Here is a 22215-nt window from a genome sequence, read left to right on the forward strand (position 1 = left end):
ACATCGCCGCTATGGCCTCACAAGAGAGTTGTCTCATGCATTTATCCCTGCCTCTGGCCGTGACCGGTCTTCGTTCTGGAGCGCGCCATGCATTCTAATATCATCGGCTTCAATCCTCTGCTGGCGGAGCTGCCCACATCGCCGACGCGCACCTTCCGCAAAGAGCTGGAACACTACCTGCAGCGCTATCCGGATACCGAACAGCTGGATATTTATCTGCACGATCTGAACGGCCAGCTGCGCGGCAAGCGCCTGCCGATCGCCGAAGCCTTTGGCCTGGAAAAAGGCTGCTACTTCCCGCTGTCGATCTACGCCCTGGATCTGCACGGCCGGGTGATTGAAGAAAGCGGGCTGGGGCAGCGGGCGGGGGAGCCGGATCGGCTGTGCCTGCCGGTGCCCGGCACGCTGCGCCCCTGCGCGCGCGATCCCGAACGCCACGCCCAGCTGCTGCTGACGATGCAAAACGCCGACGGCGGCGCCTGCGAGCTGGAGCCGCGTGTGGTGCTGCAACGGGTGCTGAAGCGCCTGCACGAGCGCAACTGCTTCCCGGTGGTGGCGGCCGAACTGGAGTTCTACCTGCAGGATCCGCAGCGCCCCGCCGAGGCGGAAACCTGCCCGACGCAGAGCTTCGCGGTGGATGCGCCCGAGCGCCACCATGCGCTGCTGAGCGACATCGAACGGCACGCGCGGCTGCAAAGCCTGCCGCTGACCGGCGTGGTGGCCGAAGCCGCTTCCGGCCAATACGAGCTGAATCTGCATCACAGCCGGCGCGTGCTGGAAGCCTGCGACCAGATCATGGCGCTGAAACGCCTGACGCGGCAGATTGCCGAGCAGCATCACCAGCACGCCTGCTTTATGGCCAAGCCCTGCGCCCACGCCGCCGGCAGCGGGCTACATTTCCATATCAGCTTGCAGGACGAGCACGGCGAGAACCTGCTGACCGGCGCGCCGGGCGAACTGAGCGATAACATGCAGCAGGCGATGGCGGGCATGCTGGCGCTGATGCCGGCATCGATGGCGATCCTGGCGCCCAACATCAACGCGTTTCGCCGCTTCCGCCCCGGCATGCACGTGCCGCTGCGCGCCTCCTGGGGCCACAACAACCGCACGGTGGCGCTGCGCCTGCCCTGCGCCGACAGCGCCAACCAGCGTATCGAATACCGCCTGGCCGGCGCCGACGCCAACCCTTATCTGGCGCTGGCGGTGATGCTCGGCGGCCTGTTGCACGGGCTGGAACACCCGCAGCCGCTGCCGCCCGCCGCCAACGGCTGCGAGAGCGATAACGCCGCGCCCTTGCCGCTCGGCCAGCAGGAGGCGCTGGCGCTGTTCCGCCACAGCGATCCGCTGCGTGAGCTGCTCGGCCCGGCGTTCTGTACCCTGTGGCACACCTGCAAAAGCGCCGAGCTGCGCCGCTTCGAGGAACAGGTCACCGCCGCCGAACTCGGCTGGATGCTGTAACCGACCTCCGATTCGTTAACCTAAGGATAATCATGAACATGCAACCGCAACGGGCGTCCGTGCAGCCGCTGCTCTGCTGGCGCAAAGGCGTTTTTCATATCAGCACCGATCGGCAGTTGTTGGATATCGACGCGATCCAGCGTTTCCTCAGCCTGCAGGATCGGGCGGCGGCGGAGCGCCTGGTACACCACGGCCTGTGCTTCGGGCTATACCGCAAGCGCCACCTGCTCGGTTTCGCCCGCATGGTGACCGACTACGCCACCTTCGCCTCGGTGAGCGAACTGTTCGTCAGCGCCGAGTACCGCGGCGTCGGGCTGGGAAGCTGGCTGGCGCGCTGCTGCCTGGCGCACCCGGCTTTGCGCGGCCTGCGCGTCACGCTGCCCGCTCTGCAAGCGCCCTGGCGCGCCGATGGTTCGGCGCACGCCCTGCGCGCCCTTCACTGATAAGGAGACCCTCATGTCTCGTTTGGTGCTGATTTCCAACAAGCAGTGCGACGGCAAGGATCTGGCCTGCGCCGGCCAGACGCTGGCGGCCGACGCCGAACCGGGGCTGTGGCTCGGCTGGAACGGCGACGTGCAGAATTTCGCGCAGCGCCCGATCAGTTGCCGCCAACGTGCCGGTTACGATCAGGTGACCTTCCCGCTGTCGATCGAAGAGTTCCGCCGCCACTATCAGGGCTACTACCACGACGGCCTGTGGCCGGTGTTCCACAACCAGCCGGAGAAGGCGCACTTCACGCCGGAAAACTACTGCGCCTACCGGCAGCTGAACCGCCGTTTCGCCGATATCGCCTGCGAACACCTGTGCCCGGGCGACATCGTCTGCATCGATGACTACCAGCTGCTGCCCTGCGCGCAGGCGCTGAAGGAACAGGGGCTGCTGAACGCCTGCGCGTTCTTCTTCCACCTGCCGTTTCCGTCGGCGGCGCTGCTGCGGCGCATCCCGGAACATCGCCAGCTGATCGCGTCGCTGCTGTTCTACGATTTGATCGGTTTTACCACCACCGACGATCGCAACGCCTTTCTCAGCTGCCTGGCGGGCGAATTCCCGCTGGAGATGCTGCCCGACGATCAGATCCAGGCCAACGGGCATCTGTCCGCCACCGGCATTTTCCCCGCCGGCATCAACGGCAGGCAGGTTTATTGATTTACGGCGGTGCGCCCCCTTCGGGCGCGCCGTTTTATTTCGCCGTGATTTATTTTCACCGTATTTACCGCCATCAAAATAGGTTATTTTATTTTCTGAATATAGCGATTAAAAAATGAATATTCATCCTGTTACATATCAACCGTAAAAACCCTACGCCGCCAATTGCTTTTTATTAGCAAAACACATTACCCTCTCCGGGCCATATTTAAACCGAGGAGGGCCCTATGGGCGATGAAAGTTTTAGTTTTATGCTAATGCTATTGGGCACCTTTCAGTAATGCCATCCACGTTGCATTCTGAAAGATACGGAATGCGGCAACCGCTCCCCTTCTGACGGCCTTTCCCGCTCTGCCTGCCCGCCCATCGCCCCGCTGCGAAAACAACGTCTGTCTCAACCGCTACAGCGGTATTTATCTGGTGTCGCCGGGCCTATTACCCGAGCGGCGACGGATTTCTTATGGGAAAAATAAGGTATTGCGTTATGCAAAATAACCGGGGTACATCTATTTTCAGAAAGTCTTATTTAAATGACTTTATCGTTATCGCCATCGGCGTTTTCTTCATTGCCTTTTTTATTCGCGCGTGGGGCGACATGCACGGCGACTTCAATGAACAAAACGTCTCTGCCATTAGTCTCGATGCCTGGAACCTGCTTTATTATTCGCTCAGAACCAGCATGCGTTTTCTCCTCGGCATGGCCTGGTCGCTGCTGTTTTCTGTGGTGTTCGCCGTGCTGGCCGCGCGCTATGCGCCGCTGCGCCGGGTGATCCTGCCCTTCGTCAACTTTATGGAGTCGGTGCCGCTGGTGGGGTTCCTGACCTTCACGACCGTGTACTTTCTCAACCTCTACCCGCACAGCGTGATGGGGCTGGAGTGCACCGCCATCTTCGCGGTGTTTACCGGCCAGGCCTGGAACATGATGCTGACGCTGTATCAGACGCTGCGCATCGTGCCCAAGGAGCTGGATGAAGCCGCCCGCAGCTTCAATTACAACCCGTGGCAACGCTTCTGGCGGCTGGAATTCATCTATTCGGTGCCGGGCCTGCTGTGGAACGCCATGGTGTCGCAATCCGCCGCCTGGTTCGCCCTGGTGGCCTCCGAAGCCATTCCGGTCGGCGATCGCTCGGTCGAACTGCCCGGCGTCGGTTCCTATATCGCCGAAGCGCTGGCGCAGCAGAACGTGCCGGCGATCCTGTATGCGATCGTCGCGCTGGCCGCCAACATCGTGCTGCTCGATCAGCTGGTTTTCCGCCCGCTGGTGCGTTACACCGCCCGCTTCAAATACGAAGACGTCACCGCCAATCGCCCGCTCGGCAATCCGTGGTTTTACAACAGCCTGGCCTTCTCGCACGTCGGCGCGGCGCTCGGCCGCACGCTGCGCGCGCTGGCTGACCTGTGGCTGTTCAAGCTGCCGCGGCTGTGGTACGCCATCGGCCTGCACCGCCTGTTCAGGCTCGCCGCCAAGGGGAACTGGCTGTGGCGCAGCCTGTGGTATCTCGGCGTGGTGCTGGCCTGCGTCTGGTTCGGTTACCGGCTGTGGGAATACTTCCCCAAACAGTACTTCGCCATGCTGCCGGAATGGATGCTGCTCACCACCGCGCGCGTGGCCGCGGCCATGCTACTTAGCGTGGCGATCTTCACGCCGCTGGGGGTGTGGATCGGCATGAATCCGCGGCTGGTGAAGATCTTCCAGCCGATCATCCAGATCCTGGCGGCCATTCCGCCCAATATTTTCTACCCGCTGATCGCCGCCTTCATCGCCATTTATCACCAGGATCTCGGCTGGTGGGCCATCCCGATGATCATGCTGGGCACCCAGTGGTACGTATTGTTCAACGTGATCGCCGGCGTTTCCGCCATTCCGACGCAGATCACCGAGGTCAGCGAAACCTTCGGGCTGCGCCGTTTCCGCTGGTGGCGCTACTACATGCTGCCGGCAATTTTCCCCTACATCGTGACCGGCATCATCTCCGCCGCCGGCGGCGCCTGGAACAGCGCCATCGCCGCCGAAGTGATCCAGTGGGGCAGCACCACCCTCAGCGCCACCGGGCTGGGTGCGTTCATTTCCGTCGTCACCGACGCCGGTAAGAACCCGGAGTCTGCGCTGGGCTGCGCCGCCATGTGCGCGCTGGTAGCGCTGTGCATCATCTTCGTCTGGCAACCGCTGTATCGCATCGCGGAAACCAAATTCAAATATGACTGATCAAGGGGGAACAACATGCTGACTCAAGAGGTAATTATCAGCGCCCGCCGGCTGAACAAGACGTTTATCGGCGAAAATAAACGCCCCACCCCCGTGCTGCGCGACGTGTCGCTGACCGTGCACGCCGGCGAGTTCGTCACCATTCTGGGGCAATCCGGTTCGGGTAAGTCCACGCTGCTGCGCATGCTGGCCGGGCTGATCCCGCCGGACAGCGGCACGCTCACCCTGGCGGGCAAACCGATCAATGGCCCGAGCGCGAACGCCGGCATGGTGTTTCAGTCCTACGCGCTCTATCCCTGGCTAACGGTGTACGACAACATCGCCTTCGGGCTGCTGGCGCAACGGCTGCCGCCGCAGACGATCGCCGAGCGGCTGGGGGCGCTGCTGCGCCTGGTGGGCCTGACCGGCTATGAGCACGCCTGGCCGCGCGAGCTCTCGGGCGGCATGCGCCAGCGCGTGGGCTTCGCCCGGGCGTTGGCGGTAGAGCCCGATGTCTTGCTGCTGGACGAGCCCTTCTCCGCCCTCGATATCTTTACCGCGCAAAAACTACGCAGCGATCTGCTGGCGCTGTGGGGAGACAACCGGCTGCGCACGCGCGCCATGGTGATGGTGACCCACGACGTCGAAGAGGCGGTGCTGATGTCCGATCGGGTGCTGATCCTGGACGCGACCAGCAAACGGATCGATGACGAATTCAGCATCAATATTCCCCGCGCGGCGCGCAACCGGGACAGCCTGCGGCACCTCACCGATCGGATCCGCAGCTGCCTGTACAAAAAAATCGCGCAAGCGCAATCGGCCGGTTAACGGCCCTGTTTTCATCCACTTGGGGAACTGAAATGAACCATAAAAGCGTGCTGATGACGCTGATCATCCTGCTGCCGGCCGCCGCCGCCGGCGCGGAAATCATCAATAAAGACGGCAATAAACTGGATCTGTACAGCCAACTGAACGGGGTGCATTACTTCAGCAGCGATGCCGACAATAACGGCGATCGCTCCTACACCCGTTTCGGTTTCAAAGGCGAGACGCAGATCGCCGACGGGCTGACAGGGTATGGCCAATGGGAATATCAGGCGGGGCTCGATCAGCCGGAAAGCGCCGGGCCGGGCAATAGCTATACCCGGCTGGGCTTCGCCGGGCTGACGTTCGGCCGCTGGGGCAGCCTGGACTACGGCCGCAACTACGGCCTGCTGTATGACGTGGCCGGCTGGACGGACGTGCTGCCTGAATTCGGCAACGACAGCTACGAAGCGGCCGACAACTTTATGACCGGCCGCGCCAACGGCCTGCTGACCTACCACAACCGCAGCCTGGGCGGCCTGGATCTCGGCCTGCAATATCAGGGGAAGAATCGGGGGGACGACGCTCAAAGGGCGAAGGATATCCAGACGCAAAACGGCGATGGCTACGCCTTTTCCGCCACCTACGACACCGGCGTGGGGCTCAACGTTGGCGGCGCCTACGCCAACTCTGCGCGCACGCTGGCGCAACAGCGCTTCGGCCTGGCTGACGGCGATCGCGCCCGGGCCTGGACCCTGGGGCTGAAATACGACCAGGACAACCTCTACCTGGCGGCCAGCTACGCGCGCACTGAGAACATGACCTACGTCGACGGCGATCGCTACGCCGGCTTCGCCCCCCGCGCGGACGCCGTCGAGGCGGTCGCGCAGTATCACTTCGATTCCGGCGTCACGCCCTCGGTAGCCTACCTGCAAACGCGCGGCCGTAACCTGCCCGGCATCGGCGACGCCGATCTGGTCAAATACCTGGATCTGGCGCTGAACTACAGCTTCAACGCCAATATGTCGACCTACGTGGAGTACAAGCTCAACCTGCTGCAACGGCAGAACGCCGTCGGCGCCGGCGCCGACGACATTGTCGAAACCGGCATCATGTATCAGTTCTGACCCGATACCGGCCGCAGCGCGCGCTGCGGCCGGTTCATTATTTGTCTTGCGCCCGCCCTGTTATTCTCTCGTTTAATTCAGGTTTATATTTCCATAAAATAACGCCTATATTCATTCTCATGATTTTCGTTGACGCCCCGTTTAATAAATAAAGAAAAACTTTCCCGCATTCATATTAAATTACATTTTGCCGCGATAATTCCGCCTAACCACATTGAATCACAGGCAATATCACGCGTATTATGGCCACACGAAAAATAACGGGGAAATGATATGGACGGCGACAGTTGGTTGTTTATTTTATTGTTGGAATCGCTGAGGTCACAGGAGCAATAGTCATCCCATTGCATCCTGAAAGTGTCAGGATATGCGTCAGTTACCACATCCCTTCGCTTTACCCCTTCAGCGCATGGCCTCCGCGCACGCCGCTCCGGCGCGCCTGACAGGCTAATCCTTCCAGCATACGCTTATTAACAGTCCGATAACGCTCAGGCTTATTTGCGCTCGCATTTATTTTACCCCTGCGCGGCGATAACTATCGGCCATTTTTCCATGCTCATATTTTTAATTGAGTGGAGAAACATCATGATGGTAAAAAAAACCACGTTGCTGACGGTTAATAACGTCAGCAAAAGCGTTCAGCCTACCGGTAAAGAAAAACGCCTGGTGCTGAATGAAATCAACCTGCGCCTCTACGACAACGAGGTCGTCAGCATTTTGGGGCAGTCCGGCTCGGGCAAATCCACCCTGCTGCGCATACTTTCCGGCCTGATCGCGCCGGATCTGGGCACCGTGATGCTGGGGGATAAAAAAGTCTCGGGGCCGAATCCGCAGATCAACATGGTGTTCCAGACCTTCGCCATTTTCCCGTGGCTGAACGTCTATCAAAATATCGCCTTCGGGCTGCAGGCGCAGGATCTGCCGCCGCAGGTGGTCGAAGCCCAGACGCTGAAAATGCTCGATCTGGTCGGGCTCACGCCTTATCGCGACGCCTACCCGCGCGAGCTTTCCGGCGGCATGCGCCAGCGGGTCGGCTTTGCGCGCGCGCTGGCGGTAGAACCGATGCTGCTGTTGCTGGACGAGCCCTTTTCCGCGCTGGACGTCTATACCGGCGAACACCTGCGCAGCGATCTGCTGCGCATCTGGAGCACGCGCCAGATCAAAACCCGCTCCATCGTGCTGGTGACCCACAGCGTAGAGGAAGCGGTGATGATGTCTGATCGCATCCTCCTTCTGGGCGCCGGCACCCTCGACGGCTGCTATCACATCGCGCAGCGCCGCGAGACGCGCACCCGCGAGGGGATGCAGCCGCTGACGGACAAAATCAGCGAGATGCTCAGCCGGCAGATCGCCGCCGCGCACTGAGCGCCGTCCTGGCCTGGCGGGACGGATCCCGCCAACTTAACTACCTGTTTATCAAGAGTTACCCCGCCACGGGTGGCTCATGATAAGCGGATAATACATCGAGTTATTATCATGCATTTCATTCATACACTGCTGACGCTGCTGACCGCGTCCGTTCTGGGCGCCGCCATCGGCTACGAAAGACAATTCCGCCAGCGCACCGCCGGGCTGCGCACCAATACGCTGGTGGCCACCAGCGCGGCGATCTTCGTCCACCTGGCCATGACCATCGACGGCAGCGGCGGCGCGGTGCGGGTCATCTCCTACGTGGTCTCCGGCGTCGGCTTTCTCGGCGCCGGGGCCATCATGAAAGAAGGGATGAACATCCGCGGCCTGAACACTGCCGCCACGCTCTGGGGCTCCGCGGCGGTTGGCGCCTGCGCCGGCTGCGGCCTGTACGGCGATGCGCTGGCCGCCACGCTGTTCGTGCTCGCCGCCAACACCCTGCTGCGCCCGCTGGTCAATATGGTCAACAAACAGCCCTTCAATGACGTTAACGGCGAATCCACCTACCAGATTTGCGTCATTGCCTTCGAGCATGAACAGCGTGAAGCGCTGGCCAAATTCAAACAGGTGCTGCAAGGAGAAAACTGCTTTATCTCGCATCTGGATATCGAACCCTTTGGCGACGACGACGTGGAGATCACCGCCACGCTGATGCCGGCCTCCGTCACCACGCCGGTGCTCGACCAGACCATCAATAAACTGCTGAACGACAGCATGATGAAACAGGCCTATTACAGCCGCATCGCCGGCTCCGGCTAATGCCGTTCACTTCCAGGGAGATCAACCATGAAAACCATGCCGAAACTGGCTCATCTGACGATGTTCAAAGACATCGTTCACTGCGGAAGTTTGCACGATGCCGCGAAAAAGCTGGCCGTCTCGCAACCGACGCTAAGCCGGGTGCTCAAAGAGCTGGAAATGACCATCGGCGCGCGGCTGCTGGAGCGCAGCAACCGCGGCGTGCGCCTGACGGCGGTCGGCGAGCTGTTTTACCGGCGGATAGACGCCGCCACCAATCAGTTGCTCAGCGCGTTTGACGAGCTGCGCGGCATGAGCGCCGGCGGCGAGAAGCGCCTGCGGGTGGGGATGAGCGTCGATCCGCTGCTGTGCTACCTGCCCCAGGTGCTCGAAGGCTTCAACCGCCGCTACCCGCATACCCGGGTGACGGTGGTGGAAGACGGCCCGGAAGGCCTGCTCGCCCGGCTGAGAAACTGCGAACTGGATTTGGCGGTCAGCAGCCTGAACGGCGCGGCGGGCGGCGCCGATCTGGCCATGCAGGCGCTGAAAAGCGAGCGCTTCTCGCTCTATCAAGGGGGCGACCTGACCGCCGCCGGGCAGCCGCCGGCCGAAGCCAAATGGGTGGTGCCGCGCTCCTGCTCGGTGGGGCACGCCGCCATCCGCGAGATCGCCGAGCGTTACACGCCGCATGGCCAGATCGTCGAGACCGACTCCTTTCTGGCGACCTGGTGCCTGGTCAGGCAGCAGGGCTATATCGCGCTGCTGAGCGATCGGGTGGTCGCGCACTACGCCCCGCAGCTGCACCTGCAGAAAATCCCGACGCACGAGATCGACATCAGCGCGCGCTTTTACGTCTTTACCCGCCATGAGCCGGCCACGCCGCCGCTCAGCGCCGCCTTTATCCACCTGCTGCAAACCCTGCAAACGGGTTGAACGCTCAGGCCGCCGCCCGCTGGCGCTCCAGTTCGCGCACCAGCGGGATCACTTCGCGGCCGAAGTACTCCACCTCTTCCTGGAAGTGCAGAAACGCCAGCAACAGCAGATCCACCCCGGCGTCTTTCAACGCGATGATGCGCTCGGCGATCTGCTGCGGCGTGCCGATCAGGTTGGTTTTAAACCCGTCGTTATACTGCACCAAATCTTCGAAGGTGGACTTGGCCCAGTTGCCCTCGCCCTCGGGCGAGGCCGCCCCGGCGTTTTTCACCTCGTGCCCGAAGCCCTGCACCGCCTCCGGGTTGGCGTGATCGATGATCTCCTGCAGCACCGCCTGCGCCGCCTGTTCGCTCTCGCGGGCGATGACGAAACCGTTCACCCCCACCTTCACCCGATGGTGATTGGCCTGCGCCTTGCTCTGGATGTCCTCCACCTGCCGGCGAATGCCCTCCACGCTGTTGCCGTTGGTGAAATACCAGTCCGAGACCCGCGCCGCCATGTCGCGCGCCGCGCGTGAGCTGCCGCCCTGGAAAATTTCCGGCAACGGCGCCAGCGGCTTCGGCTTCAGCGAGTAGTCGCGGAAACGGTAGAAATCGCCGGCGAAGGTGAAGCTGGGCTCAGTCCAGATGCCGCGCAGGCAGCGGATAAACTCTTCCGAACGCAGGTAGCGCTCCTCATGATCCAGCCACGGCTCGCCGATGGCCTTGAACTCGCCGCGGAACCAGCCGCTGACAATGTTCACCGCAATGCGCGCGTTGGAAAGATGGCTGATGGTGGCGATCTGTTTGGCCGCCAGCGTGGGGTTCCACGGCCCCGGCAGCAGCGCGGCGATCACTTTCAGTTTCTCGGTGGCGTCCAACAGGGCCTGTGAGAACGACACCGATTCGTGCTGGTTTTCCGCGCCGTAACCGGCGGTGAAGCGGATCTGGGTAAGCGCGTAGTCGAAACCGGCGCGCTCGGCGATCTGCGCCAGCTTGCGGTTATAACCGATGTCCCAACCGGTGCGCTGCGGGATATTGCTGATCACCAGGCCGCCGGAAACGTTCGGCACCCAGTAGGCGAACTGAATCGGCTGCTGCGAGTGGTTTGCTGCTGACATGCTTCTCTCCCTCTGACCGTCGGCGCCGTTATGCGGCGCGCATATAACCATTATTGACTTCCAAATATTGAAAACATTGTTTTGGTTATAAAACCGATAGCAGGATGCGTGCCAACCGCCGTATTAAGGCATCTGGCTGAAAAACCGGGAGTTTAAAGCCAGCGAGTTCGGGCGGGTGCTGCATTGGCAACAGCGGCTGACGGGCGGCTGTTGGTTATGCAACAAACCGCTTACCCCGCCAATCCAACCGTTCACCCGGCGGATCTGACCGCTGACCGAAATACGCCTGTCTTCCCCCCTTACCCCCGGCGATGATGAGCTGTTCCTAAACCCGCCTTACCTCGGGAAAGACGCTACGGCTCACCGCGCCACTCTGACATCTCTTACAAGCGGATGAGTTCATTCATATCTTGCAGACTGGAATTAAGGATACCTCATGAAACGAGAGGGGATTTTAAAGCACATTCCGTGGATGCTGCTGGGGATACTCGGCGCAGCCTGCCTCGGCGTGGTGGCGCTGCGCCGCGGCGAACACATCAGCGCGCTGTGGATCGTCGTCGCTTCGGTGGCGGTGTATCTGGTGGCCTACCGCTACTACAGCCTGTACATCGCCACCAAGGTGATGAAGCTGGACGCCGGCCGCGCCACCCCGGCGGTGGTCAACAACGACGGCCTCAACTACGTGCCGACCAACAAGAACGTGCTGTTCGGCCACCACTTCGCCGCCATCGCCGGCGCCGGGCCGCTGGTGGGGCCGGTGCTGGCCGCGCAGGTCGGCTACCTGCCCGGCACGCTGTGGCTGCTGGGCGGCGTGGTGCTGGCGGGGGCGGTGCAGGACTTTATGGTGCTGTTCATCTCCTCGCGCCGCAACGGTGCCTCGCTCGGTGAGATCATCAAAAAAGAGATGGGGCCGATACCGGGCACCATCGCGTTGTTCGGCTGCTTCCTGATCATGATCATCATCCTGGCGGTGCTGGCGCTGATCGTGGTGAAAGCGCTGGCGGAAAGCCCGTGGGGCGTGTTCACCGTCTGCTCCACCGTGCCGATCGCGCTGTTTATGGGCATCTACATGCGCTACCTGCGCCCCGGCCGCGTGGGTGAAGTGTCAATCATCGGCATCGTGCTGCTGGTGGCCGCCATCTGGTTCGGCGGCGTAGTGGCGCACGACCCGTACTGGGGCCCGGCGCTGACCTTTAAAGACACCACCATCACCTTCACGCTGATCGGCTACGCGTTCGTCTCCGCCCTGCTGCCGGTGTGGCTGATCCTGGCGCCGCGCGACTACCTGGCCACCTTCCTGAAAATCGGCGTGATCGTCGGGCTGGCGATCGGCATCGTGATCCTCAACCCCGAGCTGAAAATGCCGGCGGTGACCCAGTTCGTCGACGGCACCGGCCCGGTGTGGAAAGGCACGCTGTTCCCGTTCTTGTTCATCACCATCGCCTGCGGCGCGGTCTCCGGCTTCCACGCGCTGATCGCCTCCGGCACCACGCCGAAACTGCTGGCCAATGAGACCGACGCGCGCTTTATCGGCTACGGCGCGATGCTGATGGAATCCTTCGTCGCCATCATGGCGCTGGTGGCGGCTTCCATCATCGAGCCGGGCCTGTACTTCGCCATGAACACCCCGCCGGCGGCGCTGGGCATCACCATGCCGGATCTGCACCGCCTGGGCACCGAAGACGCGCCGATGATCATGGCTTCGCTGAAGGACGTGACCGTGCACGCGGCGGCGGCGGTCAGCTCCTGGGGCTTCGTCATCAGCCCGGAACAGATCCTGCAGACCGCCACCGACATCGGCGAACCTTCGGTGCTGAACCGCGCCGGCGGCGCGCCAACGCTGGCGGTGGGCATTGCCCACGTGTTCCACCAGATCATTCCGGGCGCCAACATGGGCTTCTGGTACCACTTCGGCATTCTGTTCGAAGCGCTGTTCATCCTGACCGCGCTGGACGCCGGCACCCGTTCCGGCCGCTTTATGCTGCAGGATCTGCTCGGCAACTTCGTGCCGTTCCTGAAGAAAACCGACTCGCTGGTGGCCGGCATCGTCGGCACCGCCGGCTGCGTCGGGCTGTGGGGCTACCTGCTGTATCAGGGCGTGGTGGATCCGCTCGGCGGCGTGAAGAGCCTGTGGCCGCTGTTCGGCATCTCCAACCAGATGCTGGCCGCCGTGGCGTTGGTGCTGGGCACCGTGGTGCTGATTAAGATGAAGCGCACCCAATACATCTGGGTGACCGTGCTGCCGGCGGTGTGGCTGCTGATCTGCACCACCTACGCGCTGGGGCTGAAGCTGTTCAGCGACAACCCGCAGTTGGAAGGCTTCTTCTTCCTGGCCGGCGAGTACAAACGCAAAATAGCCGAAGGCGGCGCCGAGCTGAGCGCCCAGCAGATCGCCAACATGAACCACATCGTGATAAACAACTACACCAACGCCGGGCTGAGCATTCTGTTCCTGCTGGTGGTGTACAGCATCATCTTCTACGGGGTGAAAACCGCGATGGCGGCGCACAAGAACCCGAAACGCACCGACCAGGAAACGCCTTACGTGCCGGTGCCGCAGGCCGCGCCCGCCGACGGCGTAACTGAGGGGGAAGTCAAAGTTTCGACCCAGCATTGATGTGATTTAACGGATACCCTGCATAATAAACGTTAAGTAGTACCCAAAGCCGCACGGCCTACGTATCGCAAGATGCCAGGCGTGCGGCGCGATGCAATCGAGATACCCGGGGTGACCCGGAGGTGGGGCATCCCTGCGGGAACCCCATCCCCCGGCTTCCCCTAATATCAGGCTTAAGCAAGCGCTGTAGTGATGCAGGGTAAAGTTGGAGAAGGCTTATGTTCGGAAATCTCGGCCAGGCGGGGAAATATCTCGGGCAGGCGGCGCGCATGTTGGTGGGCGTGCCTGACTACGATACCTACGTCCAGCACATGAAAGACAACCACCCGGACAAGCCGGTGATGACCTATAAAGAATTTTTCCGCGAGCGCCAGCAAGCGCGCTACGGCGGCGACGGCAAAGGCGGCATGCGCTGCTGTTAACCCGCAGTCACAAGGATCCGTATGAAACCCATTGCAGTCACCATCCTGACCGGCTTTTTGGGCGCCGGCAAAACCACCCTGCTGCGTCACATCCTGAACGCCGAACACGGCTATAAAATCGCGGTCATCGAGAACGAGTTCGGCGAAGTACCGATCGACGATGCGCTGATCGGCGATCGCGCCAGCCGCATCACCACCCTGAGCAACGGCTGCATCTGCTGCAGCAAGTCCAACGAACTGGCGGACGCGCTGCTGGATCTGCTGGACGGCGTCGACAGCGGCCAGCTGACGTTCGATCGGCTGATCATCGAATGCACCGGCATGGCCGATCCCGGCCCGATTACCCAGACCTTTTTCTCGCACGAGATCCTGTGCGAGCGCTTCCTGCTGGACGGCATCATCACCCTGGTGGACGCGGCGCACGCCGAGCAGCAGCTGAGCCAGTTCAGCATCGCCCAGGCGCAGGTGGGCTACGCCGACCGCCTCCTGCTGACCAAAACCGACGTGGCGCCGGACTGCGAGGCGCTGATCCAGCGGCTGCAGCGGATGAACGCCCGCGCGCCGGTCTACAAGGTGACACACGGCGACATCGATCTGAGCGTGCTGTTCGACATCGAAGGCTTTACGCTGAACGACAAACTCAACCTGACGCCGCCCGTCCCGCTGTTCCGCCGCATCCCGCAGCCGCAGAGCGACATCCGCTCGATCGTGGTGACGCTGGAACGGCCGCTGCCGCTGATGCAAATCTCCGACGTGATGGAAGGCCTGCTGCTGGAATACGCCGATAACCTGCTGCGCTACAAAGGCATTCTGTCTATCGAAGACGAGCCGCGCCGCCTGCTGTTCCAGGGCGTACAGCGGCTGTATAACGCCGACTGGGATCGGGAGTGGCTGCCTGATGAGGAACGCCGGAGCATCTTGGTATTTATTGGTGTGAACCTGCCGGAGGAGGAGATTCGGGGCAGGATTGGGGGGTTGGGGTAAGCGAGGTTTGGATATGGGGGCCTGCGGGTGGGCTCCTTTATGGGCTTATGGCGCTAATGGGGTGGAGGGAGTGGTATTAGCCGTAGATTGGTTCCCGCCTGTTTTTTCTTACGATAATAAACCTACCGCCATCACATTCCATTTTATTAGCTTTAACTAATAAATATCGCCTATGAATTTATGACTAATCATTTAATGCCGAGAGAACGGCGAATTGCGAGCTGCATTCCAATCCTAAAAGTAAATAAACTGTAATTCCATACAGCTTATTTTTTCCTTTTGCTGATAACACTATAGTTTTTCCGCTGCGGCAAAATCCGCAGCCGGAGTTAGCGTTCCGAATCTGACATACTACCGCTGTATTATGTAATAATGCAGTAGCTTTAGTTCACTCCAAATAATGGTGGCTCAGGCGGGGGCTTCGCAAGAAGCGCCGGTTCGTATGTCCCGGTGACGCTAACCCCGTCAGGGCTACCACCCGAGTTTAGCGTCTCTGGTGATAGTCATTAATCAATGACATACGGAGATGCACCCATGACAAAGGTTCCCACTACAGAATCCGTTGCAAACACCCTCACCCTCTATCGCCAACTGTTTAACCACCTAGATCTCAGCGCTTTTAATCCTTCAGAACTTTTAGACCTGGCCGCACTCTCTGCCGAGCAGGCTGAAGGGCTGTGCCACGGGCTGATGCTGTTCGGCCACTTGCTGCAAAAGCACCCACAGCTGGATACCGAAGGCTGGGAGCAGATGAATCGCTACCTCAACGCCACGGCGCATCTGGTTCCTGCGCTATGTAACCTTTATGGGCGAGCGTTACGAGAGATGGAAGCCTGCGGCTAACGTAAATGACAATCAGGGCGATGCCTGCACTCGTCGCCCTTCCTACCCACGATTTCCAATAGATCTGACTGACATATCACAATAAAAACATTCATCAAGGTAGGCATTTCCTCCCCTACCTGGCATAGTTAACGCATTCGGTAAATCGATGAGTTAACTGCTGGGTATTGATGCATACTGCTCTCGTCAGCAAGCACATTGCTCAGAGCCAACTCGGCAATGTGAGGGAGTGGTTTTGGCAACAGCAATAGAAGCATTATCTTCAAAAGAATCCGTTTTAAAAGCCATCGAAGAATATAAAAAACTTGGCCGAGATGAATTCTTAAAACAACATAAAATAAAACGATTTAAAAAACACACCCTTATTTATAATGGCGAGAAGTACGACATCCGAGGCATTGCCGCTAGAGCATACAGTGAGCAACATGGCTATCCGTTTAAGGGAATCAACGCCGATAGCGGCACGGAAAAAGCTATCCAATTTCTCAAAAACCTCGGTTTTGAGATCGTCGAAACACCGCATCCTTTTGAGATACTGGAAAAAGGCGAAGTTTATAAACGTAAATACCTCCACGACCTCTACGGTGGGCAAGAACAGGGCGGAATATCGACCCCCAAAGAATTCCCCGTGATCTTCATTTTCACCGGCGAGGCTGGCGAAACTCATGGGTACAAAGATGGATGGTCTAACAACGACCACTTCTCCTACACGGGAGAAGGCCAGAAAGGTAACATGCAGTTTACCAAAGGCAATAAAGATATCCGCGACCATAAAGAGAATGGTAAGGATATACTTTTATTTGAATATAACAAAAAACGTACGGGCGTAAAATTTTCTGGGCTATTCGAGTGTGATTCATGGAACTACATTGAATGTAAAGATACCCAAGAAAACATGAGGCAAGGGATAATTTTCAATCTATTCCGTGTATCTTCTGCTCAAGATTCTGATCATGAGATTATCTCATCAGAATTAGGCCAGAAGGAAGAGAGTTTAGAACAGTTGCGCGCAAAGGCTATAAAGTCTTCAGAGATATCAGGCCAGCGCCAACAAAGCGACAGCAAAAAATCCTGGTTCAAACGCAGCGAAGACGTAAAAAAATACGTGCTGAAGCGCGCCAATGGCATCTGCGAAGCCTGCGACCAGCCGGCACCGTTCAAGAAAAGGAATGGCGATCCCTACCTTGAGCCCCATCACACCAAACGCTTGGCCGACGAAGGCCCCGATCACCCGCAGTGGGTGGGCGCCATTTGCCCGACTTGCCATCGGCGGATTCATAGCGGGGTGGATGGGAAAGCGGTGAACAAGAAGCTGATGGTGAAGTTGGAGTTGAAAGAGGCTGGCGTTATATAGTGCAACCTTATAAAAGGCTCACCTATCTTGTTTACATTAAGATAGGTGAGCTTACTTAAAGAAACTCACCCAGTTTTAATGTCTGTTATCCCCCTGTCTGCTGTTGCCTCATCCTGAAACACCTTGATACTGAAGGGCTTAGCGAAGCATTTTCTATCATTCAAGATAAATCAGATAGGTCTTAGGAAAGCATCAGGAAAACCCGGTTTTTACTGAAATGGGAAATGCATCAATACAAAGTAAAATGGGCAGGTAGCGGCGGTGGGCTTCCAGACACGAAAAACCATCACTCGGTGGCTTTTTGTTCGCACGATACTTAATGGTGCGAAGGCCGAACTCGAACATCGCAAACAACCCTATGTTTTTAAATTAAAAAAAATATTAAAAATGCTCTAATACCATCATAAGTACCAACAATGATAATACCATTAATACAATATAACATGACACTCAACCGCATTGTAACAAAAAAACCTTCGCATAGATGCAATATATGATATTACCTAGATAATTCTTAGGCAAGGTTTGCTAAAAATAGATAATATAAACCAATATACATTTTCCGCTCATTAATAAAGAGCCTGTCTTTGCAAACAGGCTTTTTCTATAACATCATTCAGGATAAATGAAAATCATTCCTTCAGGAACTTTATCTAGTTTTCCCCGGTATTCATCACTAATAATTTTAACTACAGACCCTTCAGAAAAAGCATTTTTCAAAAATATCATGTGTTCATTTTTTGAACCGTTAAATAATCTCACTTTATTACTTTTAGGCAGCGAAATTCCGGATATGAGAGACTCTAAAACGTTACTATCAAGAGATAGTTCCTTAACTATAATCTTTGCATTCTCAGGATCAAAATTTATTACTAACTTTTTATTTTCCTCCAGCGCATGGCAACCACCTGATTTTTTGATAATAATATTTTTATTTGCATCCAAAGCGACAGTAACATATTTCAATTCGTATAGAAATGGTGTTTTTATTTGCGCCACGCGACTTATTTTAGATACATATCGATTAAGTATATATTGCGCTTGTTCATTTCTTAATTGTGCAACTATAACATAATCGCTAAGAAGCTCTTTAAACTCAAAAATAGGAGGAGTTAAAGGTTTAGACAAATTCCAATATATATTTTTCCATTCATCTTGATAATAAAGAGAGGACGATAAAGCCTGTTTATCATTTACGTCATACTGGCTCATATGTACGACACTACCACAAATGAAAAGCAAATGCACATCAAGACTTTTAGATAAAGTTAGATGAGCTATATCACAAGGCTGGGTAAGATTAACTAAAAACTGATCTGAATCCTTTCGCTTTAAAACTGTACCAAACTTTAAATTCCTCTTCAGCCAAGAAAAACGAAGAAAGTGAAGATACGGGAAAGCATGATCGCTTATCAAAGAAACATTATCTTCAATAGGAAAGGGTTCACTTGGTTTAAACCAATGTTCTTGATGCCAATTAACATCTTTGAATAAATTTTTTAAGAATAGGCGTGAATCAGCCACTTCATTACCGGGAGTTATTTTATCATTCGACTCAAGCGCATCTATCAACACATCTCCAAATTCTCTCACTTTAGAATTTTGAGGATTAAGTGAGCCTTCAAATTCTGACGATATTTTTTTAAAAATAACATCCGAAAAATATTCGTAAAAACTTAGATTATCGCTTTTGGATGTTCTGTAAATAATGTCTAAAGTATGAGCATCTAAAGTCCATAATGTTCTGGACAAATTATGCGTAGCATTATTGAAATTACTAATCCATTCATGCAAAAAATTTTCGATAGGCTGAATAAATAGTTTTTGCTTAAATATTTGTTGGAACGTGGTTTTCCAAATTATTTCCTCATTGAGATCAGTTAAATTTGGCTTACTAAGAATACGAAATCTTGAGCTTGTCATTTCTACTCTTGATTTTATTTCCAAAAAATCATCTGATAATTGTTGACTATAAGATGACATTAAAATAAAAGAGCAAAAGCAGCTTCTTTTATCCAACCGTTCTTTTATTTTCTTCAGGAAAGGGATGGTCAACTTTTGATTATCATCGATTAAAAGGTAGTCTACGAGAATTAGATCGTAGCACTCGGATTCGATTGATAGAAGAAAATCTTGTGTATTATGAAACTCATTAATATCCTTTGGCTCTAAACCATGCTCTCCCTCACATAACCATTCAATAACTTTACGCACAGGCCCTATTAATGCATTTCTTCTTGAAAGGGCCTCAACCTTTAATTTTTGAAGATAAAGAGGTAGTTTCTGACATACAGATTCATCATTAATATATTTAACCAAATCCTCAATATTATTAAAAGATAATGACAAATCTCCTAGGTTATTAGATAATTCTTCATACTCTGGAGACGTTGAGTCCATCAGAGCATCTAAGATATTATCCTTGTCAACTCGATGTAAATCATCCTCATTTACTGAGTTATTAAGATCGTCATCTATAACCGCAATTTTGAAATTCATTAATCATCCCTCTTTGGAAGTTCGATAATAAAACGTCTTAGGCGACCGTCCGGGAATGATTCTGAGTCTAAGTAAATATCAGAGTCATAATTAGCAGAAACTTCCTTAGCAATGTATAGCCCGTAGCCATGTCCGTTTTTTCTCAGGGAAAAGCCAGGACTGAATATGCGTTCACGATCTGAAGGAGAAATACCTGGACCATTGTCATAAATTTCAATAACACTGGCATCCGAGTCGATATTGATATATATAGTAGCAGAATCATCACCAGGCATAATGAAACCTGTTTTAAGCCAGTGTACAGAATTTAATATAATGTTTTCAATAGTTAAACTAACAAAACCTTTAACCATTTTAACCAAAAATGTTTGGTTGGTAATGGGTATACTGTTAAATGTAAGAACAAATTTTATATTATGCCTTAAAAATCGGGCCTTATACCCATTTATTATTGTTTTTATCAAACCGACCAATTCAAACTGCCCTTTCCGATTGCGTCCGCTTGTGCTTAGTGGATCTAACTGTCTCAATCTTGTATTCAGTGTTTTGATTTCGATTTCGAGCTTATTTAGTAAATCGGAAGTTTCGTCATCAGTATTTTTAGCGATTTTACTTAGTAGAGAACGTGTTTGAGATGTGGTTCTAGTTAATTCATGCATTACACTTCTCATGACATTACCTACACCTGCTAACTCTAAGATATCTTCTCTTTGCTCTTGAAGTGTATTTATAGCATCGCGAAAACCTTTGACGCTATTAGTTATAAACTGCATGTTTTGATGCAATGATACAATTTGTGTTTTACATTCCGGTGATTTAGTTTGTATTTCATGGATAATTTGTTCAGACTCTTTAAGTCTTGATTCAATAGAATCGATTCCTTCATCAAGAAGCTGGTTTTCAGTTTCTTTTTTCTGAACTTTTTCCTCTGCTTGAACATGAGAACGAAGCTCTGATAATGCAAAATCTTGAATTATACCTCTCAAGAGATCTATTGTTGCACTATCGATTAGGCCCTCGCGATTAGATCGATCAATAAGAAGTGGATTAGATATTTTTGTTATCTCAAGAGCCCCGACAGTCTGAATTCTATTTAAAGTTAACCCTCTACCTCTTAATGCTTTGTTATCAATGTCTAGCCAATCTCCATCTTTACTAGAGCCAGACAACCCAACTCGGAATCCGTCACGATAAATAGCGACACCACCATTCCAAAGGTCTAATTCGGCTCTAATGGATTTTAGCTCAGGACCAAGCTTTCTTTGCATTAATTTTGATCTGTTAAACCATTTAATTCTTAATGTAAATGGGCCTATGGAATCTAAATCTTTTATACTACACTCATATTTACTACAAAGATCCCTCACCGTTCTCGATTGAGGAACCGAAGAGTTATCTAACCCTGGAATACTGATAACAGTCTTCAAGATTTCAGATGAAAGCTCTGCGTTTTTTGTTGGAGTAAACGTTAATACTAAATCTCTATCAGCAAGCTCGATTAGTTTTTTATCGATTGGTTTGATGGGGATACGTTTTGAATTATTATAATAGAGATCAATAGGAAAACGACGTAAGTCAGTTTGAAATGGATTATTTAAGCGGCGTAAAAAACCATTTACTATATCATTCAATATTCGCTTTTCTGACCAATCTGAAGTTAAAGAATATATAGATATTCTTGTACCACTTTCAGTTTTTCCATTTTTAATAACTTCATTTATAGGAAAATTTATTTGCCCTATCAATAGCTCAGATGAATCAAAAGCATTCCAATCAAACTCAATCCTATGAGCATTCTCTTCATTTTTTGTCCATGTTTCAACATGTGCTATAGCTCCCAATCTCATCATTGAGAGTCGTCCAATCCCTTTATTCCCTAAAACTGGAGAACCATCATCTTTTGTATCAAAAACTTTTTTATAAGAGGTGCCTATAGTTAGAAATGCTTTCTTTAAACTTAATGAATTCATTCCTGAACCAGAATCTTCAAATTCAATATAGTTAATTTTTTTTAGCCCACCTTTTAGTGAACTCAAATCAGTTGAGTTTCTTACAAGCTCAACTGACGAATCAAAATCTAAAACCTCGTCATTTTCATTTAAAATTCTCCAGTTATTTTTTAATTTATTTAATATTAAGAATTTAATATCACCTAAAGAAATGCGATTATCGACCGAATCATCAATCATCTCATGGCACTCCGAAACTATATGAGATGAAATGGGACAGAAAAACTTTATAGAGACTCGACTTGAGCCAGAATCGAATGCATTTTTGATCAATTCGTAAATTGCTACCTCATCAGAAGTAATCAATTCAGAACCGAGATGGAGCAACGTTCTCGCCGCAACTGCAAACTCTGCCATGAGCTGACCTCGTATATGAATTAGTCTTTTGTAATGAAAAATAATCCTTATCTACTGATATGATGGGTTAACCTTCACATGTAAATGATTCATCTTCACTTATGGGATGCTGTAAGACACTCTTTTAACATCAGTAGTTGAGAAACATGCTTTATAACTTTATCATATTAAATATCAGTAGCATATGATTTTTATACTCTGTGTTCGTCGTGCTCTCATATGATAAATGG

17 protein-coding genes are annotated in these 22215 nt (G+C 53.9%); 14 read left to right on the forward strand and 3 right to left on the reverse strand.

The features are described 5' to 3' along the window. Positions 1-87 precede the first annotated feature (87 nt). The 9 genes from ACJ8J4_RS15800 (at position 88) to ACJ8J4_RS15840 (ending at position 9801) form a co-directional block, all read left to right on the forward strand. Complete coding sequence (locus tag ACJ8J4_RS15800) at positions 88-1458, forward strand: glutamine synthetase family protein (RefSeq protein WP_049294777.1); 1371 nt, start codon at positions 88-90, stop codon at positions 1456-1458. 32 nt (positions 1459-1490) lie between these two features. Beyond that, entirely contained in the window at positions 1491-1901 is a 411-nt protein-coding gene (locus tag ACJ8J4_RS15805; RefSeq protein WP_025305143.1) for a GNAT family N-acetyltransferase, read from the forward strand. Between the two features lie 13 nt (positions 1902-1914). Then, positions 1915-2604 carry a trehalose-6-phosphate synthase gene (locus ACJ8J4_RS15810; protein WP_089196471.1) on the forward strand — a complete coding sequence of 230 codons (690 nt, stop codon included), beginning with the start codon at positions 1915-1917 and terminating at the stop codon, positions 2602-2604. 484 nt (positions 2605-3088) lie between these two features. Then, the gene (locus ACJ8J4_RS15815) at positions 3089-4810 is read left to right on the forward strand and encodes an ABC transporter permease (protein WP_239532935.1); all 1722 of its coding nucleotides are present in this window, start codon (positions 3089-3091) and stop codon (positions 4808-4810) included. A gap of 15 nt (positions 4811-4825) precedes the next feature. After that, positions 4826-5617, forward strand: a complete 792-nt coding sequence (locus tag ACJ8J4_RS15820; RefSeq protein ID WP_197836266.1) for an ABC transporter ATP-binding protein — start codon at positions 4826-4828, stop codon at positions 5615-5617. Between the two features lie 32 nt (positions 5618-5649). Continuing rightward, positions 5650-6720 (forward strand): porin, encoded by a 1071-nt coding sequence (locus ACJ8J4_RS15825; RefSeq protein WP_197821758.1) that lies wholly within the window; start codon positions 5650-5652, stop codon positions 6718-6720. Between the two features lie 585 nt (positions 6721-7305). Next, a complete protein-coding gene (locus ACJ8J4_RS15830; RefSeq protein ID WP_197836423.1) occupies positions 7306-8085 on the forward strand; it encodes an ABC transporter ATP-binding protein in 780 nt (259 codons plus the stop codon). 111 nt (positions 8086-8196) lie between these two features. Further along, positions 8197-8889, forward strand: coding sequence for an MgtC/SapB family protein (locus ACJ8J4_RS15835; RefSeq protein WP_019453282.1), 693 nt, complete (start codon positions 8197-8199; stop codon positions 8887-8889). Positions 8890-8916: 27 nt separating this feature from the next. Then, positions 8917-9801, forward strand: a complete 885-nt coding sequence (locus tag ACJ8J4_RS15840) for a LysR family transcriptional regulator (RefSeq protein WP_197836424.1) — start codon at positions 8917-8919, stop codon at positions 9799-9801. Between the two features lie 4 nt (positions 9802-9805). On the opposite strand, the gene sfnG is transcribed toward ACJ8J4_RS15840, so the two are convergent. Beyond that, positions 9806-10900, reverse strand: a complete 1095-nt coding sequence (gene sfnG, locus ACJ8J4_RS15845) for a dimethylsulfone monooxygenase SfnG (protein WP_025305137.1) — start codon at positions 10898-10900, stop codon at positions 9806-9808. 436 nt (positions 10901-11336) lie between these two features. Between sfnG and ACJ8J4_RS15850 the strand changes: the two genes are divergently transcribed. From ACJ8J4_RS15850 to ACJ8J4_RS15870, 5 genes are all read left to right on the forward strand, one after another. Beyond that, entirely contained in the window at positions 11337-13517 is a 2181-nt protein-coding gene (locus tag ACJ8J4_RS15850; protein WP_043136262.1) for a carbon starvation CstA family protein, read from the forward strand. Positions 13518-13735: 218 nt separating this feature from the next. Beyond that, positions 13736-13939: a YbdD/YjiX family protein gene (locus ACJ8J4_RS15855; RefSeq protein WP_004953088.1), complete on the forward strand. Its 204-nt coding sequence runs from the start codon at positions 13736-13738 to the stop codon at positions 13937-13939. A 21-nt stretch (positions 13940-13960) separates the two neighbouring features. Beyond that, positions 13961-14923, forward strand: a complete 963-nt coding sequence (gene yjiA / locus ACJ8J4_RS15860; protein WP_197836426.1) for a GTPase — start codon at positions 13961-13963, stop codon at positions 14921-14923. A 534-nt stretch (positions 14924-15457) separates the two neighbouring features. Beyond that, positions 15458-15766: a hypothetical protein gene (locus ACJ8J4_RS15865; protein WP_197836427.1), complete on the forward strand. Its 309-nt coding sequence runs from the start codon at positions 15458-15460 to the stop codon at positions 15764-15766. A gap of 229 nt (positions 15767-15995) precedes the next feature. After that, positions 15996-17120 carry an HNH endonuclease gene (locus tag ACJ8J4_RS15870; protein WP_442516077.1) on the forward strand — a complete coding sequence of 375 codons (1125 nt, stop codon included), beginning with the start codon at positions 15996-15998 and terminating at the stop codon, positions 17118-17120. Positions 17121-17732: 612 nt separating this feature from the next. Here the strand turns inward: ACJ8J4_RS15870 and ACJ8J4_RS15875 are convergent. Together ACJ8J4_RS15875 and ACJ8J4_RS15880 are read right to left on the reverse strand one after the other, a co-directional pair. Next, positions 17733-19619, reverse strand: a complete 1887-nt coding sequence (locus tag ACJ8J4_RS15875) for a hypothetical protein (RefSeq protein WP_442516078.1) — start codon at positions 19617-19619, stop codon at positions 17733-17735. Further along, positions 19619-21985, reverse strand: coding sequence for a sensor histidine kinase (locus ACJ8J4_RS15880; RefSeq protein ID WP_442516079.1), 2367 nt, complete (start codon positions 21983-21985; stop codon positions 19619-19621). Before ACJ8J4_RS15880 ends, ACJ8J4_RS15875 begins: the two co-directional genes overlap by 1 nt. Between the last annotated feature and the right edge of the window lie 230 nt (positions 21986-22215).

The organism is Serratia sp. CY47280 (assembly GCF_052168655.1).
Classification (GTDB): domain Bacteria; phylum Pseudomonadota; class Gammaproteobacteria; order Enterobacterales; family Enterobacteriaceae; genus Serratia; species Serratia bockelmannii.

Coding starts and splice junctions, on each gene's coding strand:
- ACJ8J4_RS15800 (WP_049294777.1), top strand. CDS start 88: ATGCATTCTAATATCATCGGCTTCAATCCTCTGCTGGCGGAGCTGCCC.
- ACJ8J4_RS15805 (WP_025305143.1), top strand. CDS start 1,491: ATGAACATGCAACCGCAACGGGCGTCCGTGCAGCCGCTGCTCTGCTGG.
- ACJ8J4_RS15810 (WP_089196471.1), top strand. CDS start 1,915: ATGTCTCGTTTGGTGCTGATTTCCAACAAGCAGTGCGACGGCAAGGAT.
- ACJ8J4_RS15815 (WP_239532935.1), top strand. CDS start 3,089: ATGCAAAATAACCGGGGTACATCTATTTTCAGAAAGTCTTATTTAAAT.
- ACJ8J4_RS15820 (WP_197836266.1), top strand. CDS start 4,826: ATGCTGACTCAAGAGGTAATTATCAGCGCCCGCCGGCTGAACAAGACG.
- ACJ8J4_RS15825 (WP_197821758.1), top strand. CDS start 5,650: ATGAACCATAAAAGCGTGCTGATGACGCTGATCATCCTGCTGCCGGCC.
- ACJ8J4_RS15830 (WP_197836423.1), top strand. CDS start 7,306: ATGATGGTAAAAAAAACCACGTTGCTGACGGTTAATAACGTCAGCAAA.
- ACJ8J4_RS15835 (WP_019453282.1), top strand. CDS start 8,197: ATGCATTTCATTCATACACTGCTGACGCTGCTGACCGCGTCCGTTCTG.
- ACJ8J4_RS15840 (WP_197836424.1), top strand. CDS start 8,917: ATGAAAACCATGCCGAAACTGGCTCATCTGACGATGTTCAAAGACATC.
- sfnG (WP_025305137.1), bottom strand. CDS start 10,900: ATGTCAGCAGCAAACCACTCGCAGCAGCCGATTCAGTTCGCCTACTGG.
- ACJ8J4_RS15850 (WP_043136262.1), top strand. CDS start 11,337: ATGAAACGAGAGGGGATTTTAAAGCACATTCCGTGGATGCTGCTGGGG.
- ACJ8J4_RS15855 (WP_004953088.1), top strand. CDS start 13,736: ATGTTCGGAAATCTCGGCCAGGCGGGGAAATATCTCGGGCAGGCGGCG.
- yjiA (WP_197836426.1), top strand. CDS start 13,961: ATGAAACCCATTGCAGTCACCATCCTGACCGGCTTTTTGGGCGCCGGC.
- ACJ8J4_RS15865 (WP_197836427.1), top strand. CDS start 15,458: ATGACAAAGGTTCCCACTACAGAATCCGTTGCAAACACCCTCACCCTC.
- ACJ8J4_RS15875 (WP_442516078.1), bottom strand. CDS start 19,619: ATGAATTTCAAAATTGCGGTTATAGATGACGATCTTAATAACTCAGTA.
- ACJ8J4_RS15880 (WP_442516079.1), bottom strand. CDS start 21,985: ATGGCAGAGTTTGCAGTTGCGGCGAGAACGTTGCTCCATCTCGGTTCT.